Annotated in this window: 22 protein-coding genes and 1 pseudogene; 12 read left to right on the top strand and 11 right to left on the bottom strand. The window is 41.5% G+C overall.

Translation table 11 applies throughout. The features are described 5' to 3' along the window. The 8 genes and pseudogenes from VB732_RS27655 to VB732_RS27620 all read right to left on the bottom strand — a co-directional run. Window positions 1-272 (bottom strand): annotated as a pseudogene (locus tag VB732_RS27655) (hypothetical protein); the annotation flags it as partial. Between the two features lie 84 nt (window positions 273-356). Next, entirely contained in the window at window positions 357-668 is a 312-nt protein-coding gene (locus tag VB732_RS27650; protein ID WP_323234077.1) for a hypothetical protein, read from the bottom strand. Between the two features lie 92 nt (window positions 669-760). After that, window positions 761-1,693, bottom strand: coding sequence for a hypothetical protein (locus VB732_RS27645; RefSeq protein ID WP_323234076.1), 933 nt, complete (start codon window positions 1,691-1,693; stop codon window positions 761-763). 115 nt (window positions 1,694-1,808) lie between these two features. Beyond that, window positions 1,809-2,276, bottom strand: coding sequence for a DUF1392 family protein (locus VB732_RS27640; protein WP_323234075.1), 468 nt, complete (start codon window positions 2,274-2,276; stop codon window positions 1,809-1,811). Between the two features lie 25 nt (window positions 2,277-2,301). After that, window positions 2,302-2,502: a hypothetical protein gene (locus VB732_RS27635; protein WP_323234074.1), complete on the bottom strand. Its 201-nt coding sequence runs from the start codon at window positions 2,500-2,502 to the stop codon at window positions 2,302-2,304. Beyond that, window positions 2,495-2,821 carry a hypothetical protein gene (locus tag VB732_RS27630; RefSeq protein ID WP_323234073.1) on the bottom strand — a complete coding sequence of 109 codons (327 nt, stop codon included), beginning with the start codon at window positions 2,819-2,821 and terminating at the stop codon, window positions 2,495-2,497. The genes VB732_RS27635 and VB732_RS27630 overlap by 8 nt, the downstream gene beginning before the upstream one ends. 125 nt (window positions 2,822-2,946) lie before the next feature. Continuing rightward, window positions 2,947-3,744, bottom strand: a complete 798-nt coding sequence (locus VB732_RS27625) for a hypothetical protein (protein WP_323234072.1) — start codon at window positions 3,742-3,744, stop codon at window positions 2,947-2,949. A gap of 97 nt (window positions 3,745-3,841) precedes the next feature. Further along, window positions 3,842-4,189 carry a helix-turn-helix domain-containing protein gene (locus VB732_RS27620; protein ID WP_218108011.1) on the bottom strand — a complete coding sequence of 116 codons (348 nt, stop codon included), beginning with the start codon at window positions 4,187-4,189 and terminating at the stop codon, window positions 3,842-3,844. Between the two features lie 205 nt (window positions 4,190-4,394). Between VB732_RS27620 and VB732_RS27615 the strand changes: the two genes are divergently transcribed. The 12 genes from VB732_RS27615 (at window position 4,395) to VB732_RS27560 (ending at window position 21,552) form a co-directional block, all read left to right on the top strand. Beyond that, window positions 4,395-4,715 (top strand): hypothetical protein, encoded by a 321-nt coding sequence (locus tag VB732_RS27615; RefSeq protein ID WP_323234071.1) that lies wholly within the window; start codon window positions 4,395-4,397, stop codon window positions 4,713-4,715. A 74-nt stretch (window positions 4,716-4,789) separates the two neighbouring features. Further along, the gene (locus VB732_RS27610) at window positions 4,790-5,617 is read left to right on the top strand and encodes a hypothetical protein (protein WP_323234070.1); all 828 of its coding nucleotides are present in this window, start codon (window positions 4,790-4,792) and stop codon (window positions 5,615-5,617) included. Then, the gene (locus VB732_RS27605) at window positions 5,592-5,759 is read left to right on the top strand and encodes a hypothetical protein (RefSeq protein ID WP_323234069.1); all 168 of its coding nucleotides are present in this window, start codon (window positions 5,592-5,594) and stop codon (window positions 5,757-5,759) included. Before VB732_RS27610 ends, VB732_RS27605 begins: the two co-directional genes overlap by 26 nt. Before the next feature lie 85 nt (window positions 5,760-5,844). Beyond that, the gene (locus VB732_RS27600) at window positions 5,845-7,704 is read left to right on the top strand and encodes a hypothetical protein (RefSeq protein WP_323234068.1); all 1,860 of its coding nucleotides are present in this window, start codon (window positions 5,845-5,847) and stop codon (window positions 7,702-7,704) included. 531 nt (window positions 7,705-8,235) lie between these two features. After that, window positions 8,236-8,874, top strand: coding sequence for a sigma-70 family RNA polymerase sigma factor (locus VB732_RS27595; protein WP_323234067.1), 639 nt, complete (start codon window positions 8,236-8,238; stop codon window positions 8,872-8,874). 25 nt (window positions 8,875-8,899) lie between these two features. Continuing rightward, complete coding sequence (locus VB732_RS27590) at window positions 8,900-9,877, top strand: DUF1822 family protein (protein ID WP_323234066.1); 978 nt, start codon at window positions 8,900-8,902, stop codon at window positions 9,875-9,877. A 23-nt stretch (window positions 9,878-9,900) separates the two neighbouring features. Then, a complete protein-coding gene (locus tag VB732_RS27585) occupies window positions 9,901-12,273 on the top strand; it encodes a CHASE2 domain-containing protein (RefSeq protein ID WP_323234065.1) in 2,373 nt (790 codons plus the stop codon). Beyond that, a complete protein-coding gene (locus VB732_RS27580; protein WP_323234064.1) occupies window positions 12,266-13,066 on the top strand; it encodes a DUF928 domain-containing protein in 801 nt (266 codons plus the stop codon). The genes VB732_RS27585 and VB732_RS27580 overlap by 8 nt, the downstream gene beginning before the upstream one ends. Before the next feature lie 41 nt (window positions 13,067-13,107). Then, on the top strand, window positions 13,108-16,359 hold the full coding sequence (locus VB732_RS27575) for a filamentous hemagglutinin N-terminal domain-containing protein (RefSeq protein WP_323234063.1): 3,252 nt from the start codon (window positions 13,108-13,110) through the stop codon (window positions 16,357-16,359). Further along, window positions 16,349-18,115 (top strand): ShlB/FhaC/HecB family hemolysin secretion/activation protein, encoded by a 1,767-nt coding sequence (locus VB732_RS27570; RefSeq protein WP_323234062.1) that lies wholly within the window; start codon window positions 16,349-16,351, stop codon window positions 18,113-18,115. Before VB732_RS27575 ends, VB732_RS27570 begins: the two co-directional genes overlap by 11 nt. A gap of 28 nt (window positions 18,116-18,143) precedes the next feature. Further along, window positions 18,144-20,834, top strand: a complete 2,691-nt coding sequence (locus VB732_RS27565) for a CHAT domain-containing protein (protein ID WP_323234061.1) — start codon at window positions 18,144-18,146, stop codon at window positions 20,832-20,834. 181 nt (window positions 20,835-21,015) lie between these two features. Beyond that, on the top strand, window positions 21,016-21,552 hold the full coding sequence (locus VB732_RS27560) for a helix-turn-helix domain-containing protein (RefSeq protein ID WP_323234060.1): 537 nt from the start codon (window positions 21,016-21,018) through the stop codon (window positions 21,550-21,552). Here VB732_RS27560 and VB732_RS27555 read toward each other — a convergent pair. Genes VB732_RS27555 through VB732_RS27545 form a run of 3 tightly spaced genes read right to left on the bottom strand, consistent with a single transcriptional unit; the run spans window position 21,539 to window position 24,907 of the window. Next, window positions 21,539-22,303, bottom strand: a complete 765-nt coding sequence (locus tag VB732_RS27555) for an ABC transporter ATP-binding protein (RefSeq protein WP_323234059.1) — start codon at window positions 22,301-22,303, stop codon at window positions 21,539-21,541. The genes VB732_RS27560 and VB732_RS27555 overlap by 14 nt on opposite strands. A 1-nt stretch (window position 22,304) precedes the next feature. Further along, window positions 22,305-23,510 carry an ABC transporter permease gene (locus VB732_RS27550; protein ID WP_323234058.1) on the bottom strand — a complete coding sequence of 402 codons (1,206 nt, stop codon included), beginning with the start codon at window positions 23,508-23,510 and terminating at the stop codon, window positions 22,305-22,307. Between the two features lie 23 nt (window positions 23,511-23,533). Continuing rightward, window positions 23,534-24,907, bottom strand: coding sequence for an efflux RND transporter periplasmic adaptor subunit (locus VB732_RS27545; RefSeq protein ID WP_323234057.1), 1,374 nt, complete (start codon window positions 24,905-24,907; stop codon window positions 23,534-23,536). Window positions 24,908-25,303 lie beyond the last annotated feature (396 nt).

Raw genomic sequence — 25,303 nt, 5'->3', positions numbered from 1 at the left:
ACAGTCATGCCGCCGTACTCAACGGTGTACCATTCGATTCCGCTAATATTTTGGCTTACTTGTTGTGCCCAAATTGCTTGTCGTTTATCAGCCGTATCTTGCGCTCTCTTTCGGAACATATCGCAACGCAATACTGTTTCTACTGGGGATAATTCGCTTTTCGCTGCGTGCTGTTGTAATGCCATGTCGCAGGCTCCTTCCCAACCGATTACGTTGATTTGGTCGATCTGTTGGGCTAGTGCTGCTGCTCTTGGGTCTTGAAATCTCGTCATAGTTATGTGTCCTCGAACTCTGGAATAAAAGGGAGCAATCCGTAATTGCTTGGTCAATTGCGATTGTGCGCTCGATTATTTTCGTTACAGTTCAGCTTGGAGCAAAACGCCTTTTGGGGTAAGCACCCAGTAAGTACTGTTGCCATCGTCAATTTCTTCGACAAATTCCCAGTCCTGAAGTTCATCTAAAACATCGCTCAGAAACTCATCAACACCGTCGCCACAAAAGCTCCCATTTTCTGCAATCATGTCTAAAGTTCCCCTCATTTCTGGGTCAGCTTGAGCTAATTCTTTAGAAGCCAGAATTTGGATGATGTCTACATAAGCAGTGCTAATTATGCACTCTTTACCATCAGTGGCTGTGACTTTTGCTTGTAAATCAAAGGGAATGATCATAAAATTTTCAGTGCTAATTCTCTACATGGGTATTATTTAATTAGTCAACAGTCAGAAGATTTAGGGAACTGATAATTAAAGACTGATGGCTATTAAACCGATACCTTTTCTTTCTTACTAGCGAAAGCTCCCGCCTGCCTTAGCGCTGCACCAGGACTGGGATGAGCAAAGAACTCTTCTATAGCTTTGGTCAACCCAGCCGCAACAGCCGGATCGTGGCAAGCGTAGACATAGATGGGCTGCTGCACACCGTTAACCAATCGCGTTTCTTGGCGATCGCCTAACTGTGGGTAAAACGTGCGAACCCATGTGCCCAAGTGTCCGCGATAGTGAGCGCCGCTCAGGGGGACTTTCTTACCAAGTTCGCTCTCTGCAAAGTTGACTACGCCAAGCCAGCGTTCTTCTGAAGGGGTTAGCAATTTTCTGTTGTGTTCTGCCAGAAGATTCCCGGCATAGTCTTTGAATTGCTGTTCCATGTACGGGTTGAGTCTGCCACCTGTGAGTTCGGCTAAAGTTCTCATCGCCTCGACCAAAGTTTGTAAGCGCTGCTCAACCGGTGGGAGAGCAGGAACAGGTGCAGGAGTTTGAGGAGTGATGCTAGGAACTGCTGCAACCAAGTCTAAAATGATGGTTCTAACTTGCGCTGCTACTTGAGATTGCTGCAAGATCATTGCGATCCTTAATGCACCCAAAGCCGAAAAAACTCTAATTTGGGAAGTTCTCGATGGTAGACAGAGTGTCTGTCGAGCATCACGTAAGTCAATGCCTGTAAGGGTTTTAGTTTCGAGGCTTTGGAATTCAGATTGATTTACTCTTGTTAGTTCTTTGACTGCGGACTCTGTAACTGAAAAATATTCCGCTATTTGTGCAGTAGTTGCCCAGCCGCTACCGTTCCATACAGCAAACACTATTGCCTTTGCTTTGCTAAGAACTTCTTGGGCACGAGAATCATCTAGGTTAGAAAGTGCAGAAGTTCTCAATGATGGAGACTCGACTAAAACATTTTGATTTAAAGGTAAACTCATCCTGTTCGACTCCTAAGTAAATTTCAAAACTTTAGGTATTCACTCGCAGCAAACTTTTCTCACCAACTAATGAGAAACGATTCGATATAGTTGGTGTCTTATAGCGGTTCCCAACCTAGTGAGGTACGTTTTCAAAGCTACTAACCTTGGTAAACAAGATTTGGGTGTACCTCAGTAGACTAGGAAACGCTATAATTAACGTTGGCGACATTAATTCAACAAGGTAAAACCAAGAATCATGCACCAGCGCAATCCCCAAAATCAGCCGTTGCTTTGTTCCTTTGTCCTGAGAACAGAGGATCACTGTTTCGCCCAAAACAAAAGCAGGTTTTTGCACCTTGATGGTTTCTAACTCTCCAGTCCCGATAATTTGGTTTTGTGTGGCGTGGAGTATTTCATTGCGGCAATCAATTGAATAAATCCAGCACTCATGCTTCCACTGCATACCGCAGCAATAACCAAATGTTCTGTTGGTTCGCAGGTAAACTCTCTCCAGTAAATTCACCTCAACGGGTGGAATTGTTTGTCCCCAAGGTGGGGAAATATACCAACTTGTTTGAAGTGCATTAATGTGGTCAATCATGCTTTTATCCTCTAGGATTAATAACCTAAAAATCCTTGGCAATCTCCAACAAAAAGCTGCGTCCCGTGTTCTGTACTTGCACCAGTTCTCTATCCAGTAGTGTTTGAATGACTGAATCGGAGAATTGGAATTGCAAACGGTGCAGAGGAACACAACCACCGCAAAGTCGAATCGAACGCAGCAAATGATTGGCCCGACGGTCAAAGTTGTCTGTAGAATTAGCCATTGTTTGCACCTTGAGTTAATACAGTTAACTGTCGGTTGAGAATGTTTATCTGTTGTTGATAAAAGTCAATCTCTGCGGTAATTTGCTGGAATAATTCTTCTGGCGTGAGCGGTTGAATTTGATTCTCTTGCAAGTACGATATTTCATCAGAATTCTTGTTAGGCATCAGCACATAGCGCCAACCATCATCAAATTGTTCAGCCAGTTCTGTACCCAAAGGATAGTAATAAAGTCCCAAGATGATGCCCTGTTGTGTACGCTGTTCCAAGTTAAAGCGAGGGTAGGGCCAGTGTTGAGGGATCGAGATTGTCGGTTGCATACATGAATAGGTGAATGAAGGGAATGTGTTTTAGGGAAAAGGGGGAAAGGGCAAAGGGGAAGGGAATGAAGAAATTTACCTTTTCCCCCTTACCCTTTAACCTTTTCCCAGGCGAAGCCCAAAACTTACGCTGTGACTAACTCCGTTCTCTCCAGCAGCCGTTGCAATCTATCGCCAGTTAGCTGTTCTAACGGTTGGTCTAAAATATATTCATCAAAAATGGATTTACCATCAGTAGACACATCCACCACAGACAGCGATCGCACAGCATCAAGCACCGAGTTAGAATACTGCTGCTGGACTGAATAACGCCTCTTCACCCACCAGTTCCCGTCAGTGCATCCGACTTGCCCTAGTTTCACGCCGTTGTTGTTGTAAATGCCATCATTGAGAATTTCAAACCCGTAATTCTGGCACTCGTTGAAGATATGCGCCATGATTACGTTCTCGGTAGTGCAAGGTGTTTCTGTTGCTGCTGGGGTGGCCTCATTTAACGTACTGTCCTGGTGATGCCATTGAATGAAACGGTGGCATCTAGCCCAGGTATTAGCGCGGAATTTCTCTTTACTGTCCACCATGACTACCCAAGGTTGAGTTAGATCATCGTCATAGGTGATGCTGGCTATCAGTTCTTTGCCGCAGTAAATCTCGTGATTGTAGAAAGATATTTCTACGGTTGTCAGTTCTTCGGGTGCAATCGCTTGGGCTTGGTCAGCGATGTAGTTGTCGAGTTCGGCTTGGGCGAGGGCTTGGTTGTCAATTTTCTGAAGCTGCGTGGATTGGTGGGTGATGATTGCGTTTACCCAGGATTCAGTCGCTCTTCTATCGCCGGTAGGTGTAGCACCGAGTTCGGCAGCGATTCTTTTGAGGCGGGGGAGATTATAGCGGGAGAGCGCTTGCTGTGTATAGGTTGGATGCGTCATAATAAGATTTCCTTGTAAAAGGGTCAAAGGGCGATCGCACAAGTTTTCCAGGCTGAAGCGGTTGTCCTTTGTTTTATCTCTTACTATTTTACATATTTTATGGAAATTTATCAACGGCTACGGACGAGATTTTTTGTAACAACGGGTAACTAAGGGTTTGTGCTACAACAGGATAAAATTGCCTAAGCTCGATCCCTAAAATTTGGCAATATTTCAAGATAAGAGACAAAGAAACAGAGCGATCACCTTTACCCTTCCATTTTTCTATTTTATGAATTAACTGCTGAGAACAAGGTTCTCCAAGCCCTGTAATTGCTTGCGCTACTTCTTCTCTAGAAAGTTTCTTGTCTTCTCTTTGCTGAAATAAAAACTCACCATATTCCTGATCCCAGTCAATCCGGGATACCAAATCCAAAGGTATTCCTTGCATTACAATTTCTCTCACTGATACTCCTATATTTACATAATGTGTGGAAATAGTGCTATACTTCTTCTATGAAGTATGTAAAACCTAAGCAGTATTAGCGTAGAGCCTAAATCGTGAAAGCGATCGCTCTAAATTCGTGTTGTCTTTTAGGAAGTAAGTCGAGAGTTCTTAGTCTGAAGGGGGTTCTAAAAAATGACAGACCCACAAGTAATACTTTCCAGCAATGAATGGTGCAACGAATGCACACAGTGGGCTGCACCAAGCCATACATAAACTGCGACACGGTTCAGTTCAGGAAGCGAAGCAACTGTTGGCGTGTCAAAATGCTCTACTGGCAACGGTTATAGCTCCACAAGTACAGCTTGGGGTTTTCAAAGCGGCAGGTAAGCTCATGCCGCTTTCCTTGTCATGGACATTTTATATACGGAAATGTAGAGACAATGCCAAAGCCGACAAAGCAACAAGGATGATTACCGCAGATGCAAATATATATGTAAACAAGTTAAGGAAAACCCCAACCTCAGTAAAAGGTTTGGGGAATTAATATCAATTTAATTACACCTCCATCATGGCACAACTCGATATACGTTCCAGTACTGTTCAGCTAGGGGTGGAATAATGGCTAAACCACCCTCGAACCGCAACAAAGCCACTTCTGCCGCAAAGAGTGATTCCAACCCACCCGCTAACTCTGCAAATGAGGATATCTCCCAGCAAGAAAACCCAGCCTTAGCAACAATTAACGTTACTGCCGTTGAAGTTCCAGAATTAACCGAGCAGGAAATTAGCGATCGCTTGCACCTGGAGAGAAAAGTAGAGAGGGCATTTTTTGAGGCGGGAAAGGCTTTGATGGAGTTACGCGATCGCAGACTGTACCGTTCGACCCACAAAACCTTTGAGGAATATTGCAGGGACAGGTTTAGTTATACTCACCGCCATGTAAATTATTTAATAGCTGGTTGTTTGATAGTTGACAATATAAAAATGGGAACTAATAGTTCCCAAAATGAAAGCCAGGATGAAATGGGAACTAATAGTTCCCAAATTTTGCCCACATCAGAAGTACAAGTTCGCCCTCTGGCAAAGCTAGAACCTCAACAACAGCCAGAAGCATGGCAGCAGGCGGTAGAAAAAGCAGAGGGTAAAGTCCCAAGTGGTAGAATCGTGAAGGATGTGGTGCAGCAGATAATGGAATGCACCAAAGTACCCAATACCTACCAGATCGGGGAGGTGTGCCAAATTTTAGCCAAGGACAACCCGGAACTTAGGGGCAAAGGTGGATGTTGGGGAATAGTCAACCATGTAGGTGAATTCAGCTGCACTGTCAAAACCTGGAATGGTGAGTACGCCGTTGGCTTGCAGCATCTGAAGTCTTACGATTACTTGCCTGCCGAGTGTGAGCAGATGCAGGTGATTTGCGATGGCGCAAGCGCCCAGCGTAGCTGATCGCATCAGTCGGGTGTATTCGAGTGGGCTGGAGGAGTCGGTGCAGAAGTTTTTGGAGTCGTTGGGGAGGCTGAAGCGGGCTTATTTGACGGATTTGGAAGAGAAAGTGTTGAGTTTGCTGGAAGCTGAAATTGCAAATTAACGTTTGTTAAATAATGTTTGAGTGTCCTCCTCGTTACTTCCGGTTGAAATAGGCTATTTATGTAATGCTAAGGGGATTTACCAAGATGCCAAAAAAGAGCCAGAGCAATTCTTTGAGTAAAATTAAACAAGAAACCTCTGTTGGTTCGCGCATCTTTGAAGCACTTACAGAAGGGGAAATTTCCCAGCTACTGGATGAATTATTTGCGGTTTTATCCGACGAACAGCGAGTAACTGTGTTTGCTCAACTGCAAGGCAATACCCAGGAGACTTTAACTCAAATCATCGCTCCACCTCAAACAGTAGAACAGGTAAAAACAAGCAAAGCACAACCAACTTCTTTGGCGAAATTAGCTCAAACTTGGTCTCAATTATGGAGAGAATGGAATCAGATTATTTTGTCAGCATCCCAGTCAGAAGGGAAATATATAGTCCAAGAAGCAAGCTGGGAAGAACCTTATTTTGATGACTGTACTTTTGTTGAAGATTTAGAAGCTGTTGCACAAAAGATGAAGCCATTGGTAAAAACGGCTTTTGAGAATGGCTTTAGTAATGACGATGGTTTTGCAGCCAGTTTGTTGTTAGCAGAAAGTGAAATCTCTAATGGTATACCCGACTGGATGGAAATTGCTAATGGTATTCATTTGGAAGGAGCGACAACAAGTAGCTTATTGGAATGGGAATGGTTATTGGTGCAGTCACAAGGACAAGATGGGTTCAAATTAGCTCAAAAAATTAGGGAATTGGATGAGGAATTTTACCATACCAGTTTAGATGATGATGCTGTGACCGATTTCTTTTCCCATTTACCTGATGTTGAAAAAAAGTTAATTTTTGACGGATTGACAGCCAATCGAGAAGTTTCTCTGTGGAAGCATGATCTAGAGAGTACTTTTTCTTATTGGCATATAGTTTACATGGAATTGATGCAGCAATTTGCAACCCCAGAGATATATTTGAACAATCTCCGGGCGACTATTTCCCAGGAATGGCAAAATGGTTTACCTGTAATTGAGGATTTGTTGGCTAAACAGGAATATAGAGAAAGTCTTACAGTGATTCAAGAGACTTTGGATGCGTTATTAAAAAACAAACCTGACTTGAATCCCTGGACACCTGAAAACTCGCTGCTATTTGTTGCTGTGGATGGATTTTCTTACGCTCCTGGGAATTGGGAAAAGGAAAAAACTTTACTTCGCTATTATCAGCAAGCTGTTCGAGAATTGGGAGAAATCGAACGGGTGAATGCTTTAGAAATTCAGCATATTACTTTTGAATATTGTTACGACTGGTCGAGTATGTTTACAGCTTTTGCTGAGATACCAGTTAATAAAGATACTCACAAATCTTTGTTTACATCTTGGCGTGAATCAATAATTAAACGTGGTACACCATACAGATACTCAGGTTTATATGCACATCAAAAACCCGTAGATACTTGGTGGTTGCATTGGTTGCTCGATAGTATTACAACTAAGGGAAAAGGACATACTTGGTTTAGGCAACAAATTATCGAGTGGTTGGAAAATTTACCTGAAGAACAGGGGCAACTGGGTGGGGAATATAGTGTTTTACATTTGTTAACAAAAGATTTGACCGAGATAAAGTATCAGGGAAAATCCCCCTACCCCAAGTTTTATGAGGTTGTGATTCTACCAAACCAACTATCAACACGGGATGATATTTCTAGGAGAACGTATCTCCAAGAATATGCACCTTCTGATTTGTGGGAAAGAGTGATAGCTTATTGGCAAGCAAATTTACACAACTTTGTACCCAGACCGGACTCGTCTCAAAGCTCGGATTATACGAAAAATGCACAATGGATGTCTGCCTTGAAGGAGTTAGCACCGCAGAATTATGATAGTTTGTTGTCCCAATGGAAAATCCAGCATAAGCGACGACCTAATTTGTGGAAAGCGATGAGAAATCTGGGATTGGATTAATAATACTTTTTATATGTGGGATGGCGAGTACTCCGTTGCGTTGCAGCACCTGAAGTCCTTCAACTACTTGCCCTAGTAATGTCAGCAGATGCAGGTGATTTGCGGTAAGCGAAGCCATGCCGTTAGGCTTATCGCATCAGTCGGTTACGGGACAGTGGCAAGCTAGAAGCGCCAGCAGAGGCAGTTTTGAAGTGTTTGGGAGAACTGAAACGCCCTTACTTAACTGAGTTTGAGGAAAAACTACTGAGTTTTATCGAGCAAGAATGTAAAAATGAGGAGTAATCCAGACAATTCTAGTGGCTCATACCTCCACCAAAAAGGAATTTAACTTACTATCGAATTTAAAAGGAGGTCAGCGTGAACACCAAAGAAAGAATCTGGTATTGCGCCGAGCCAAATCTTCCCAGTCCCCAGTTCAACGCCTGAACACAAAGTTTTGTAACAATTGTGGCTGGTTTGTGTAAAAGTCGCGATCAATCCATGAGATATATATGAATTCGCAACTTGGTGCGTTCTGATTCGAGGTCTTTTATGACTAATGACTGGAGAAAACAACTAGATGCACAACTTAAAGAATTAGCGATCGCAGCCCAACAATACACACACCTAAGCAAGGGAAAGCGGATAGGTCTAACACGTCTGATTAATGCTATTTGGCAGTCAGGTAAGCTTGTTCGTCCTTATAAAGGCCAATTTCAACTACTTTACGAAGATATCTATGATGAGGCAGTACAAAATTTATTTTTCTATCTTTGTCAAGATAACAATATTAATAAATATGACCCAGAACGCGGTGAAGTAATAACTTGGGTAAATATGCTATTAACTAAACGTTTTTTCCCAGAAGCTATCCCCAAAGTTATGGGCAAAGAAAATGAAATAAATCTCGAAAACTTTCACTGGGAAAATATACCCTCATCTCAATCTATGTCTCTATTTGAACAAGTAAGAGAATGTATAGAATCAGATCCAGAGTTAATTTTTTGCAAAGAACACATCAAAGGTCATCCAGAGGCAAATTTTCAAGCCATAGCTCAAAGAAGATGTTCTGGTATTTCTTGGAAAGATATTTCAGCGGAATGGGGTATTGGAATCACATCTTTACACAATTTTTACCAACGTTGTTTGAAAAAATTTGCTAATAAATTTCAAGAATATTTGTATATTTAATCTTATCTAACTAGTTAGGAAAAATATGAGAAAAATCATAGACGTTTTAACATTTTCAGCCCCGATACCTGTGGATGGAAGGCATCGAGCAGAAGAGTTACGCAGACAACAAGCCACACAAGCAAAAGGCGAACAAGTTTATCTCAATACTTTGTCTGTGTCTTTTGTAAACTATTATCTATGTTGTATGGGATTTGAGACAGACTTGAATAAAAGTGACAGTTGGAATGTCATCCAACAGACACTGATGGATGTCGCTGATTTGTCGCTTAAAAACTTGGGTTTATTAGAATGTCGCCCAGTATTGTCAGATGCAGAATTTCTTTATGTGCCGCCGGAAGTACAGTCAAATCGAATCGGTTATGTAGCTGTGCAGATACGCGAATCATTTAGAGAAGCGAAATTGCTGGGATTTGTCAAACAAGTACAAAATGACTTGTTACCCATTAATCAATTGCAACCCTTAGATGAACTATTAGAGTACTTAGAAGAACTTTCTCAATTCCAACTTGCTGATAATTCGCTGGACTGTAATCAGAATTTAGTTAATTTGAAGCAATGGTTAGAGAATATTTTTGAATCTGGGTGGCAAGAAATTGAGACTCTTTTAGGGACTCCAAGTATCAATCCAGCTTGGAGTTTTAGAAGTGCTAATGGCGCTTTTATTAGTAGGGGCAAGCTGATTGATTTAGGAAAAACTTTGAGCGATGCCAACGCCGGGCTACGCCAAAGCGCAGTGGTTTTAGTTGTCACCCTACCACCAGACAACGGGCAAGAAATGGACATTATCGTAGAAGTACATCCAACAAACGGACAACATCATCTACCCCCAAATCTCCATCTAATGATACTAGATTTTGAGGGTGCATCTGTGATGGAAGCCCAAACTAGAAGCAGCAATAAGAATATTCAATTGGAATTTAGTTGTGAGATGGGAGAACGTTTCAGCGTTAAACTAGCTCTGGGAGATATCAGCATTACAGAAAATTTTGTCATTTGTTAATCACAACAGCAGGAGTACTGCCAATGAGAAGATTAGTTGTGCTGAAGCTAGATGGCGATTTGCACTTAGGCGTGCAGGTAACGCTGGAGATTGGAGAAGAAGGCAAACGCCCCACTACAGAAATTACTGGCAAGCTGCCCTCTAATCTAGATATGGCAACAGCAATTGACCAGTGGCAGTTGAACTATCACAGTTTGTGGAAATTTACCCGCATCAAAGCAAAAAAAATTATTTACGATGGTTCTATCTCCCAGCGACGTAAGGAGTACGACACAAAAGCTAGCGAGGTGCAGGAGCATCTGAATAAATGGTTGCTGTCAGAATCTTTTCGTCCCGTGCGGGAAAAATGGCTCAAACATCTGATGCCAGATGAAGAAATACGGGTGTTAATTCGCACTCACTGTTTGCAAATCAAGAAACTTCCCTGGCATTTGTGGGATCTGATAGATAGAGATTACCTCAAAGCTGAAGTTATTCTCAGTATTCCAGAATCAGAACGAGTAACAGCCGCATTGCGGACATCTACCTGGAGAAATAAAATCAGAATTTTGGCAATTTTAGGACATAGTGACGGTATTGATGTCGAGCAAGACCGCCAGTTACTAGAGAAATTACCTAATACCGCTACAACTTTTTTAGTAGAACCTCAATATTCAGATATCAACGATAAATTGTGGAAACAACCTTGGAATATTTTATTTTTTGCAGGTCATAGCAAAAGCGAAGGTGATACTGGTTGCATCTATATTAATAAGACAGATAAATTAACAATTGATGAACTCAGACATGACCTGAGAAATGCTGTTGCCAACGGTTTACAACTAGCAATTTTCAACTCCTGTGATGGATTAGGATTAGCGCGAGAGCTACAAGATTTACAGATTCCGCAAATTATTGTCATGCGAGAACCTGTGCCAGACTTGGTAGCTCAAAAATTTTTAAAGCATTTTCTGGAGGTTTTTTCATCTGGACAATCTATATATGCTGCGGTTCGCACTGCCAGACAAAGGCTTAAAGGAATAGAAAAGGAATATCCAGGTGCAAGTTGGTTGCCAGTGATTAGCGAACATCCTGGGGTAGTGCCAATGACTTGGCAGTTGCATCGAAAAATGCTCGTTGCGAAGAGTGGAATGGCAATATTGCTGACAAGCTTGTTGGTAACAAGTTTGGTTTTGGGAGTGCGGTATTGGGGTTATCTGCAAACCTCGGAATTACAGGCTTTTGACCATTTTATGCAATTGCGATCGCAACTTGTCACTGAACAACCTGACGAACGTCTTTTAATTATCACTATTGATGAAGCGGATATCCAGTACCAACTCAATAAAGGAATGCAAATGCGATGGTCATTATCTGACCAAGCCCTTGCTCAACTATTAGATAAATTAAATAAGTATCAACCAAGAACTATCGGTTTAGATATTTATCGTGATGGAATTATAGACCCGAAATATCCAAATTTAGCTACTCGTTTTCAGGAAGATAATCGTCTATTTTTTGTGTGCAAAGTTGCTACTCTTGATGATGATGGTGATACTGATGGAATTCCCCCACCTCTTGGAGTTTCCACAGAACGTTTAAGTTTTAGTGATTTTGTTGCAGACGAAGAAGATATTGCTCGTCGCCAACTTTTACATTTAACTCCTCCGTCAAAATCTCTATGTACCACAGAATACGCTTTTAGTCTACAACTAGGACTTCATTATTTAGATCAAGAAGACAAAACATCAAGTGTTACAAAAGAAGGTTATTTACAGATTGGTAACGTTGTGTTTGAGCAACTAAACGAACACACTAGCGGTTATCAACAAGTGGATGCATCTGGTTATCAAATAATGTTAAATTATCGTTCTCTCTCTTCTGTAGAAAAAATTGCCGAGCAAATTAGTTTGAGAGATGTGTTAGATGAAAAAATCCCCTTAGAATCGGTTCAATTACTCAAAGACCGCATTGTTCTTATTGGTCTTTCTGCCCCCACCAATACAAACGATTTTTGGAAAACACCTTTTAGTTTTAATGCAAAACCGAAGCAAAAGCAAATACCGGGGGTATTCGTACAAGCACAGATGCTAAGTCAAATCTTGAGCGCTGTTTTAGACAACAGACCTTTGTTGTGGTGGTGGTCTGGATGGATGGAGGCACTTTGGATATGGGGATGGTCATTAATAGGAGGTATTACAGCATGGTATTATTCAAAACCCCTGCACCTGGGATTGGCGGTGATAGTAACACTTTTAATATTATTTGGGTTATGTTTTGGCATTTTTACATTGGCTGGATGGGTGCCACTTATCCCTCCAATATTAGCATTACTAGCTACCCAAATAATGGTAATTTCATGGTTTAAACATTTTCATCTTGGTAAGAGAAAACAATTAAATTTTGGTCATGATTAGAAAAAAAATACTTCAACGTACCTGCGTAATTACGTTGCTAATTATTAGTACAAGGATTTACTCACAATCAGTGCAAGCACAGCTGAATGATTCGATTCAAAACACTGTTAAAAATTCGCATTTCCAATCTTTTCGCCAACCGAAATTGCCCAGAAATGGCGCACCGACAGGCCGGCGCAGAGCCGGGGCTGGGCGTAATCCTGAGTGTCCTAACTCTCTGACACGTCTGACTGCTTTAGTACCTGGCGATGCAGAGGAATCATTTTTAGCCTCAACAGTTGCAGAGAATCCAACATTTTGGTTTTATGTTCCTCAACTGTCTGAAACCACGCGTTCTGGAGAATTCGTGTTGCAAGTGCTAGATGGGCAAGATGTACAGAATGTCTATCGAACACCTCTTACTTTGTCTGGAAAATCTGGTATTGTTAGCATTAGTTTGCCATCACAATCGCAATACTCCTTAAAAGCAGATAAAAAATATCACTGGTATTTTCATATTTATTGTGGCGATCCGCAAAAAACATCTGACAATTTTTATGTAGATGGGTTTGTGCAAAAACAAGTGTTGACTCAGGCGCTTGATAATCAATTGAAGACGGCAAAATCAAGGAAGTACATTGTTTATAGTGCCAATGATATTTGGTATGATGCCCTCACTAATTTAGGTCAACTACGCCACGCTAATCCGCAGGATAGAACTATTAATAAAGATTGGGTTGACTTATTAAATGTAGTTGGCTTGCAAGATATTGCTAAAGAGTCAATTGTAGAGCATTACAACTTGGAAAAATAAGACTAATCACACGGTAAAGTTACTGATTTATTGGAGATGCTATGTTAGGAATAACTCAAGGTTGGCAATGCTGGTGTAGTAGTTTGGTGGTATGTGGGGTATTAATTACTCCTGGGCAAGAGTATGTTTTTGCTCAAATTACCCCGGATAACACTTTGCCTAATAACTCCAGCGTCACAAGGGAGGGTAATATTTTCAATATTAATGAAGGAACGCAAGCAGGAAATAATTTGTTTCATAGCTTTGGTGAGTTTTCTGTGCCTTCTGGCGGCACTGCTTCCTTTAATAATGCTGTAGATATTCAAAATATCATTGGTCGGGTTACGGGTGTGTCAGTTTCTAATATTGATGGGTTAATTCGCGCTAACGGTACAGCTAATTTGTTTCTGATAAATCCAAATGGGATTATTTTTGAAAGGGGGGCGAGACTAGATATTGGTGGTTCGTTTGTAGGGACTACAGCTAATGCTATTGGATTTGGCGATCGCGGTTTTTTTAGTGCCTCCAATCCAGAAAGTTCTTTATCGCTACTTAGTATCAATCCTTCTGCCTTACTCTTTAATCAAATTAAAACCGCATCTATCCAAAATAATTCAGTTGCTCCCTCTGGTTTAAATCCATCTTCTGAATTTATAGCAACAGGTTTGCGTGTACCCGATGGTAAGAGTTTGCTGTTGGTGGGCGGTGACATCAATATGGATAGGGGAGGTTTGTATGCTTTTGGTGGGCGAGTCGAATTAGGTGGTTTATCAGGTGCAGGAACCGTTGGGTTGAATGGAGATGATAATCACTTGAGTTTAAGTTTTCCTGATGGGGTGGAAAGAAGTGATGTTTTCCTTAGCAATGGCTCTCGTGTGGATGTGATTGCAGGCGATGGTGGAAGTATCGCAGTTAATGCCCGAAATTTAGAGATGACAATCGGGAGTTACTTGGTTGCAGGCATAGAGAGTGGGCTAGGTTCTAGTAATACTAAGGCGGGAAATGTTGAGGTTAATGTAACTGGAGAAATAAGCCTTAACAATAGAAGTTTGATTTTGAATTGGGTGCTACCAGAAGCAAATGGACAGGGAGGCGATGTCAATATCAGCGCTAGTAAGTTGCAAGTAGATAGTGGGGCACAGGTAGGCACTGTTTTTGATGCAAGTAAAGGAGAAAGTTCAAACGTTAATACCCAAAACGCGCAACTGATTGGTAGAAGTACCGTTGTTGCTCAAGTTCCCAGTAGCTCAGGTGCTTCCGTACAGCGAAACTCAACAGGGGATGCGGGTGATTTGACGATTCAAACTAATACCTTGCTAATCCAAGATGGGGCACAGGTGGGTACTGTTACATTTGGTGCAAGTAAAGGGGGAAATGTAACCGTTAATGCCCAAGATGTACAACTGATTGGCAGAAGCCCAGATGGTGGTTCGTTTGGCAGTGGTTTAGCTGCTTTGGCAGAGCGAAACTCAACAGGGGATGCGGGTAATTTGACTGTGAAAACTAATACCTTGCTAATCCAAGATGGGTCACAGATGGGTACTAGCACATTTAGTGCGGGTCAAGGGGGAAATTTGACTGTTGATGCTCAAGAGGTCAAATTGATTGGGTTTGGTATAAGTGCAGATGAGGGTCGGTTTGGCAGTGGTCTTTATACGACCGCAGAGCAAAACTCAACAGGGGATGCAGGCAATTTGACCATTAAAACTAATACTTTGTTAATCCAAGATGGGGGGTTGGTCGCTGCTAGTACTTTTGGTTCGGGCAAGGGGGGAAATTTAACCGTTGATGCTCAAGAGGTCAAATTGATTGGTACAGATAGTAGTTTTTTGATTACTTCCGCACTACCAAATTCGACAGGAGATGCAGGTGATTTGACGATTAAAACTGATACTTTGCTAGTACAAGATGGGTCAGAGATCAGTGCTGGTACATATGGTTCGGGTAATGGGGGAAATTTAACCGTTGATGCCCAAGATGTGCAATTGATTGGCAGAAGCCCTGATAATCTGTTTCCCAGTAATTTGAGTGCTTCCACAGTACAAAATTCAACAGGAAATGCGGGTGATTTGACGATTAAAACTAATACTTTGCTTGTGCGAGATGGAGCTTCCGTGAGTGCTAATACATATGGTGCGGGTAATGGGGGAAATTTAACTGTAACTGCGGACATAATGCAGCTTAGTGGCAACACTCCCGATAGAAAAAATTCCAGTGGAATGCTTGCGACAGCTGAGTTTGGTGCAAAAGGAGAGGCAGGCAGGCTGACAATAACAACCCGTGAGTTACTCCTTCAGGATGGAGCACAGATAAGTACTGGCACTTGGGGAGAGAAAAGAGGAGGGGAATTAGTTATTAATGCTAGCGAGTCAGTACAAGTAATTGGTGGCTTACCCACTGGTAGACTTAGTAGTAGCTTAAATACAAAAGTTTTTCGGACTGCAACAGGGAATGGAGGAGACCTAAAAATTACTACCCCAAAATTGCTAGTACAAGATGGAGGTGAGGTAGCTGTGGAGAGTTTAGGAACAGGAGCCGCAGGTAATATGATATTAAATGCTCGCTCTATCCGTTTAAACAACAACGCTTTACTCACAGCTAATACACGTAGCAGTATAGTTGACCCTAATAGGCAGCAAGCGACAATTAATATTAACTCAGAAAATTTGATAATGAGCCGCAACAGCAACATCTTTACTAACGCCACGGGCAAAGACGTTGTTGGCGGCAACATCAACATTGATACCGATTTTCTTATTGCTTTTGAAAATAGTGACATCAGGGCTGATTCTGCTAATTTCCGCGCTGGAAATGTCCTAATCAACGCCCAAGGTATCTTTGGTATCCAATTCCGAGATGTAGCATCTGATAGTACAAGTGATATTACCGCCACGGGTGCCAGTTCTGATCTGAGTGGTTCTGTAGAACTGAACACACCTGAAATAGACCCTAACAGTGGTTTGGTTGAATTACCAACAATACCAGTGGACACCGAAGTAGCTCAAGGCTGTTATACTCCAGGTTATGCCCAAAGCCGTTTTGTGAACGTCGGACGTGGTGGTCTACCACCCAATCCCAAAGACATTCTGACTACTGATACAACCCAAATAGATTGGGTCTCTCTTCAACCCAGTAACAATAAGCGTCCTTTACCACCTGTCACCGTTAAACCAACTACCTCCACTCCCAAACGCATTGTTGAAGCCACAGGTGCAACACTAAACGCTAAAGGACAAATAGTCCTTAGTGCTAATTCATCTAACGTTACTTCTTATACTTCCAGACAAAACCCTATTCAATGTCATGGTAGCTAAAGTTAATCATATTTTTGTCGCGTCTTGCTTGCTGATGTTATTCAACAGCATCATAATTCTACCCAACAAGGCGCAGATACCGGTTCAGGATTCTCCCTCACTCCCGCCACTTCCACCACCGCAGGATGTCCAACCACCTTCATCCCCACAGCCACCACCACCTTCTCCTCCACCACAACTACCCCCGCCATCTGAACTACTCCAACCTTCTCAACCGTTAACTGCACCGGAGGAACTATCTTCTGAAATATCACAAACCTTTACTGTTAATCAGTTTGAAGTGATTGGCAGTACAGTATTCAGCCCAGAAAAGTTGACTGAGGTACTTGCAGAATTCACTAACAAACCAATCACCTTTACACAATTATTAGAAGCTCGTTCTAAAATTACCGAACTGTATATTCAAGAAGGATACATCACTTCTGGAGCTTATATTCCTGAACAAACTTTTACAGATGGTGTTGTCCAAATTCAAGTAATCGAAGGTGAATTAGAGGAAATTCAGATTACTGGTACTAGACGACTCAACCCAAATTATATTCGCAGTCGTATAGTTAATGGTGCATCTACCCCATTAAATCAAAATCGCTTATTGGAGTCTTTGCAACTATTACAAATCAATCCGTTAATTCAAAACTTGTCTGCTGAATTGTCTGCTGGCTCACGTACTGGTGCTAGTTTGCTGAGTATCGAGGTAACAGAGGCAGATACATTCAATACACAAATAATACTAGATAATGGTCGTTCCCCTAGTGTTGGTAGCTTCCGACGGCAACTACAAGTTAACGAAGCCAACTTACTCGGATTTGGAGATAGTATATCGTTAACATACAACAATACTGACGGTAGTAATACCATAGATGCTAGCTACAGCTTACCCCTCAATCCCCGCAATGGCACTCTTACTTTCAGCTATGGCACTACATCAGCCAATATAATTGAACGTCCTTTTAATACACTAGATATTGAATCAGCTTCCCAAAATTACGAACTCACATTTCGCCAGGCGCTAGTCCAAACTCCCAGCCAAGAATTTGCCCTTGGAATAACCGCTTCTCGTAGAGACAGTGATATTTCTTCTTCTGTGTTTGAACAGGAGGATGCTCCCCTTTCTCTACTTTCACCAGGATCTGATGCAGACGGAAATACTCGTGTATCTGCTTTGCGATTCTTTCAAGACTGGACTTCCCGCAACAGCCAAGAAGTAATTGCCGTTCGCTCTCAATTTAGTTTGGGTATTGGTGCATTCAATGCCACAATTAATGATACCGAGCCTGATAGCCGCTTTTTTTCTTGGAGAGGACAAGCCCAATGGGTACGCCTGTTAGCTCCTGATACCCTGCTGTTAATTCGTGGCGATGTGCAACTAGCTTCCACTACGCTTTTAGCTTCAGAGCAATTTGGTATAGGTGGTATAAATAGTATCCGGGGATACCGTCAAGACTTTCTGTTAAAAGATAATGGCGCTCTTGCTTCTGCTGAACTGCGATTACCGATTCTGCGTGTACCACAGTGGGATGGAGTGATGCAAGTTACTCCCTTTGTTGATATTGGTACTGCTTGGAGTGATTCATCAAGTAGGGATGAAAATGATACTAATACCCTAGCTTCTGTTGGTTTAGGCTTACGTTGGTTACAGGGTAATAACTTTACTGCTGCTATTGAGTGGGGTATTCCTTTGGTTGATGTTGATACTCAAGGCAATACATGGCAGGAGAATGGTTTGTATTTTTTTGTACAATATAATCCGTTTTGATTTCAAAAATTAAAATTTAGGAATTTATATGAAATTTTTAAAGTATTTTTTTACAGCACTATTGACTGCATTATTGTGTATATATTCATCATTTTTTTTTGATTTATCGAATTATGTAACAGCAGCATTTACACAATCTAAAATCCAAAACCCAAAATCCAAAATTCCATCATCTCTTGTTTTAGCAACAACGCCTGCTGTTAATCCAATGCAGCCTTATACCTTAGTGCAGCAAAGTCAAGCACTTTATCAAGCAGGGAAGTTTGTAGAGGCGGTGGAACTGTTAAAAAAAGCAGCCGTTGAATTTAAAGGTGCTAATGATAAGTTGAATGAAGCTATGGCTTTGAGCAACCTTTCTTTAGCCTATCAGCAACTAGGACAGTGGCAAGAGGCAACTGAAGCTATTATACAAAGTATTAATCTATTACAAATTATCAAAAATCCGGGTTCTGATCAAGAAAAAGCGCAAATTTTTGCCCAAGCATTAGATGTTCGAGGAGGACTGGAATTAGCAAGGGGACAAACTGAAGCAGCTTTGGGCAGTTGGCAAGAAGGGGCTAAAATATATCAACAATTAAATGATACGTCGGCGCTGATTCGCAACCGCATTAATCAAGCCCAAGCAATGCAAGTTTTGGGAAATTATCTGCAAGCACATAAAACATTAATTTCCGTACAAAAAATTCTGCAAAAGCAATCGAATTCTGCTCTCAAAGCCGCAGGATTAAATAGCTTAGGGAATGTCTTGCGAACTTTGGGTTATCTAAATAAGTCGCAGGAAATTTTAGCAGAAAGTTATGCTGTTGGTCAGAAAGTAGGAGATGCGATCGCTCAAAGTAATGCTTTACTAAATTTAGGTAACACAGCCCGCGCTCAATCCTACGCTGAAGTTAGTTTGGGCAACTCAAAGAGCGCTGAAAATTACACTGAAAAAGCAATTCAATACTATCAACAGGTAGCCCAAATTTTACCTGCAACATCAACTGTACACCTCCAATCTCAACTAAATTTATTCAGACTATTGGTAGAACAAAAGGAATATAGTACAGCCGAAACCCTATTACCCCAAATTCAATCGCAGATAGACAATTTACCTCCAAGTCGTGCTACTGTTAATCACCGAATTAATTTTGCCCAAAGTCTGATCAAAATGAGTCAGAACAAAGTTCAGCCAAAAGATATTGCTAAAATACTAGCGCCAGCTGTGCAAATGGCTCAAAATTTAAAAGACCAACGAACCGAGTCTTATGCTTTTGGTACATTGGGCGAACTATACGAACAAACCGGACAGTTAGCTGATGCTAAAAATCTGACCCAGCAAGCATTGATCAAAGCTGAATCTATTGATGCTCAAGATATTGCTTATCAATGGCATTGGCAGATGGGGCGGATACTTCAAAAACAATCCGATATCCCAGCAGCAACAACAGCTTATAGTCGAGCATATAATTCCCTTAAATCCCTCCGTAATGATTTAGTTGCCATTAATCCCGATGTACAATTTTCTTTCCGCGAGAGTATAGAACCCGTTTATCGACAGTATGTTGATTTATTGTTGCAATATGAAAAAAATTCAAAGAATAAATCAGATAATCTCTTTCAAGCCCGTCAGGTAATCGAATCTCTTCAGTTAGCTGAATTAGATAACTTCTTTCGTTCGCCTTGTTTGCTACCAAGAGTAGGAGTTGACAAATTAGTTGAACAAGAAAAATCTACAGCTGTTATCTATCCCATTATTTTAGATAACCGTTTAGAAATTATTACCAGATTGCCGGGGCAAGATATCATCTCCCATTACACTACCAAAATATCTAAAGATGTCTTAGAAAAGACTGTAGAACAACTACAAAGAGATTTACAAATTGTCAGTCGAGAACTTGATGTTAAGCAACATTCACAACGTTTATATGACTGGTTAATTAGACCCACAGAATCAGATTTAGATAGCAAAGGTATAAAATCTTTAGTGTTTGTATTGGATGGATCTTTACGGAATATTCCTATGGCTGTTCTTTACGACCAACAACAGCAGAAGTATCTGGTAGAAAAGTATGCTATTTCTTTGACTCCTGGTTTGCAACTTATCGATCCCAAACCGTTACAAAACGTGCAGATAAATGTTTTAGTTGCCGGAGTAGAGCAAGAACGATTAATTGAAGGTAAATCTTTTTCTCAACTCTCAAACGTGACACAGGAATTAAAACAAGTCCAGTCTGAAGTGAAAAAAAGTAAACAACTCTTAAATCAAGAGTTTACTGAAACTAATTTGCAAAAACAAATTCAATCTACTCCTTTTTCAGTTGTGCATTTAGCAACTCACGGGCAATTTAGTTCAGATTTAGAACAGACTTATATTCTCACATGGGATAACCTACTGAAGGTTAAAGAGTTAGATAGTTTACTAAGAACTAGGGGTGAAACCCGGCCGCAAACAATTGAATTACTCGTTCTGAGCGCTTGTAAAACTGCGACGGGAGACAAACGAGCTGCTTTGGGATTAGCTGGAGTAGCGGTACGGGCAGGCGCACGCAGTACAATAGCAACTTTGTGGACAGTAGACGATGAATCTACTAGCAACTTTATGGGTGAATTATACCGACAATTGAATGCTGGGATAAATAAAGCAGAAGCTTTGCAACGCGCCCAGCTTGCGATTCTAGCTAAAGAAAAGCGTCCATATTTTTGGGCACCTTATGTTCTTGTAGGTAATTGGTTGTAAAGGAATTATTGAATAATGTTGACTGTTAACTTTTGAGTGTCAACCGTCAACAACTCCATGAAGCGATTATGCAACAAATGTTTGTTTCAATTTATGTACTTTTATAACAACTTGTGGAATTCTCTGAGTTTTGACTCAGAGAAGTAACAGAGGTTTTCAGGAATTAAACTGATTAATTTCTATGTGGGCATTGCAAGTTATACCAGGAGGAATTGCTGTGGACAAGCAAGGTCTATACTTAACAGCGTTTCAACGTAAGCTTTTGCTCAAGAATCTAGAAGCAGAATTACGTCCAGAATATCGCCGTCGTATCGAAATTATGCTGCTGGCAGATACAGGTCAATCTCAGACACAAATCTGCAAAGCTTTGGGATGTTCTCAAGAGACTGCACGCCATTGGATTGCTATGGCAAAGGCAGGAACGGCTCACTGTTGGGATGATTGCCCAATTGGTCGCCCCAAGAGTGTGAGTGAGCAATATCTCGTTCGTTTACAAGAACTGGTGAGTCATAGTCCAAGGGAATATGGCTATTCATTTCAACGTTGGACAGGGCAATGGCTGGCAAAACATTTGGAAAAAGAATTTGGCATTATGGTTAGTGCAGCTTACATCAATATACTGCTCAAGGAAATGGGACTTTCTGCTAGACAGAAAAAAAAGCTAGTAGAACCATTGAAAAAAGAAGATTATTCACCAATCGTTTTCAATATACGGTAACTTGACCGATATCAGATGGAGTGAGATGGAAGTGGGCAACTCGACCATCTCGGAACCAAATAATACGCCCTGTTTGTCTGGCTACATCTGGCTCATGCGTTACCATAACAACTGTGATGCCACTATCATTTAATTCTCCAAAAATCTGTAGCACCTCTTGAGTTGTGTGAGAATCAAGTGCGCCAGTGGGTTCATCTGCTAGGAGTAAGACTGGTTGGTTAACAATCGCCCGTGCGATCGCCACCCGTTGTTGTTGTCCTCCTGAAAGTTGATTCGGTCTATTGTTGAGCCGATTTTCTAACCCTATTCGTTTTAAAGCAACAAGTGCGCGATCGCAACGTTCAGCCACTGGGACACCAGCATAAACCATTGGCAGCATGACATTTTCTAGCGCACTTAGCTGGGGTAGAAGGTGGAATTGTTGGAAGACAAACCCAATTTTCAGATTACGAATGTGGGCTAATTCTGCATCACCTAACTGGGCTACATCTAGATTATCTAGGTAATAGCTTCCTTTAGTAGGTCGGTCAAGACAACCGATAATATTCATGGCTGTGGATTTGCCAGAACCAGAGGTTCCCATAATGGCGCAATACTCGCCTTTTTCCACGATTAAATTGACATCTGACAATGCTCGGACTTCTGTTTCCCCAAAACCATAGACTTTTGAAATATTTTCTAACCGAATGCTAACTTGCTTGTGAGAAGGAGTTGGAAGTTGAGAGTCGGCAGTAAAAAATAAATTTGTCATTTTAAGCACTTCTGAGGGCAACAATGGGATCAAGTTGAGCCGCTCTACGAGCCGGAACAACACCAAAAATTAGACCAATGCCACCAGAGACACCGACAGCCAGAGCGATCGCTCCTACTGGTACGCTGGGTGTTAAAGGAGTAAAAATTCCGACAATTGTAGTGCCACTGATGCCAACACCAATACCAATTAGACCGCCAGCTACTGATAGAATGATTGCCTCTATCAAGAACTGAGTCAAGATGGCTGACTGAGTTGCCCCAACTGCCTTACGTAAGCCAATTTCCTGGGTGCGCTCAGTTACGGAAACCAGCATAATATTCATGATGCCGATGCCACCTACCAACAGCGAAATGCTGGCGATCGCTGCTAGTGTCAACGACAGTGCTTGAGTGACTTGGTTGATCAGATCGTTAAAAGATTTATCAGAGGCAACAGAGATGTCTTGTTTACCACGCAATTGGGTGAGAATATTAGTAATTTGAAATGCGGCGGTACGGATACTCTGTTTATCTTTTGCAGATACCTGCATACTATCAATGGGAATACCGTAGGGCGATCGCCTTCCGGTCAATTGATCGGCCATTGTGGTGATTGGCACATAAGCAGCATCATCGAAATTTTGTCCGGCACCCGCACCTTTGGCTTTCATTACTCCAATTACTAGAAAGCTTGCATTACTGATTTTTACTTCTTTACCGAGCGGATCTTCGCTGCCAAATAGTTTTCGGGCTAACTCTGATCCTAAAGTCACCACTTGCACATTCTGTTGCTGTTCAGAAGAATTAAAAAACCGTCCTTGAGCAACAGCCATGTTACGGACATAAAGAAATCCTGGAGTTGTCCCTGTAACACTGCTCTTTGTATTGCGGTTGAGGTAAGAGATTGAGAGTTGGGAGCCGATTTGAGGAGCTACTGCCTTGACAGCAGGTGCAGTAGTAGCGATCGCCTCGGCATCTGACAATACTAACTGAGGTATTTCACTCATCGAGCCTTCAGTATCTTCAAGGCTGAGATAAACGAATAAACTATTTGCTCCATAAGACTCTAGCTGTTCGGAAGTATAATTTTGTGCGCCTTGTCCGATACCAACTAAAGCAATCACAGCTGCATTACCAATAGCGATTCCCAGCATTGTTAGACTACTACGAAGTTTATTAGCAGTTAGAGTAGTAACTGCGATTTTGACGCTTTCAAATATGTCCATGTTAAAAAGATAAATTATGATTCTTATTCCATCGTGTCAACACCAGGGATAGCTTGATCTGGCGGTGGACTAAGCAAGATTCGCTCTCCCTTAGTCAATCCTTTGAGAATCTGAATTTGATTACCACTAACTGAACCAGTAGTGACTGTTCTAAGTTGAGCTTTGTTGTTTTCATCCAGCATCCACACCCCAGTTTGTCCGTCTTTTTGCGTGACAATTGCTGCTAGAGGTACAACTAAGGCATCAGAGATTTTATCGCTGATAAAGTTCAAATTCACATTCATGCCGGACTTGAGCAGTTCTTCACCCGTTTTTAGTGCCACTTTGACTCGGAAGGAAGTAACACCCCCACTTGATGAATTTCCAGAGTTGTCCTGTGTAGCTCTAGGTGCCACGAGACGGACACTTCCTTGAAAGGTTTGATTGGGATAGGCATCTGAACGAATTTCTACCTGCTGTCCTGTATAAATGCGGGCAATACTCGCTTCAGGAATTTTGGCTTCTACTTCCAAACCACTGGAAAGTTCCGCAATGGAAGCAGATGTCGCACCATCGCTAGAGGAAGCAGAAGTTGTTGGAGTGACGAAATCACCTTCTTGGGCAAATTTGCGTGTAATTGTGCCAGCAAAAGGAGCGCGAACCAAAGTATCTTCCAGTTGGGTTTGGTAAGAGCGCAGTTGTGCCTGAGCTTGACCAACATCAGCTTTTGAGGCAGCGATTTGTTCTTTGCGCGTACCGTTACGAAGTTTTTCTAGAGTCTGTTTTTGTTCTCTTAGCTGGGCTAACTGCGCTTCTAGGTTAGCCTTTGCCTCACGCTCTTTACTGGAAAAATCCCCCAAAGTATTTAGGGAAATAGCTCCCTGCTGCGCTAAGAATTGATTACGTTGGAGTTCTTCTTTTGCTCGATTTAACCTTGCCTGAGCCTGAGTTACGTTAGCTTGCGCTGTTGCAACTTTGGCTTGAGTTTCACCTATCTCTTCAGGGCGACTACCAGCACGCTTCTCAGCAAGATCAGCCTCAGCTTTGGCAAGTGCCGCTTTATATTGATTCACCTGTTGCCCAAATCTTTGACTATCCATACGGGCAATTAATTGACCTTGCTTTACTTTAGCGCCTTCATCCACATACAGTTTCTCGATTTTACCTTGCTCTTTAGGACTGAGATTAATCTTCCGCAACGGTTGGACAGTACCATTTGCTTTGATTTGCACTGTAATGTCTTTCGACTGTACTACTGCTGTTTGGTTAGTCAAATTTGCTTTAGGTGCCTTACTTTGTACTCTCAGGTAAACAGTAGTAGCAGTTCCTAACAATCCAACTGCTACTAAGCCCATGAGCCAGCGCTGTTGGCGCTTGACTTTACCAAAGTTTGGAAATTGCATTGGTTTGTCTGGCATTTCGGGATTAATTATTGAAGGTTTGTGTGATAAATTTGTTTGGCAGTGGAAGCATCTAATCATTTAGATGTTGCTTGAATTTGATTACTTTTCTACTAGTTAAATATTTCATAAATTATGAGGATATATTGCATTCATTGTGAGTGGTTAAGCTAACTAGACGAAAGTTTTGATAGCAAATAAATTTTAGTCAATCTTTGGAACTTTAGGTTTTTTAATAATGACAACTTTATTGTCAATTTTAGTAATACATGGGCATTGACGCATAAATTAACCATTGTTTTCTGTTCCTGTAACCCATTATCTCATAAAGCATACTTTTTAATTGAGTATATCTACAATAAATAAACAAATAAATAACTGAATTATTTGCAAAAAATAGTAATTTTTTAAACT

The sequence above is a fragment of the Nostoc sp. UHCC 0252 genome (assembly GCF_034931145.1).
Lineage (GTDB): Bacteria > Cyanobacteriota > Cyanobacteriia > Cyanobacteriales > Nostocaceae > Nostoc.
Note: the sequence above shows the minus strand (reverse complement) of the source record. Positions and strands in the feature narration are given on the sequence as shown.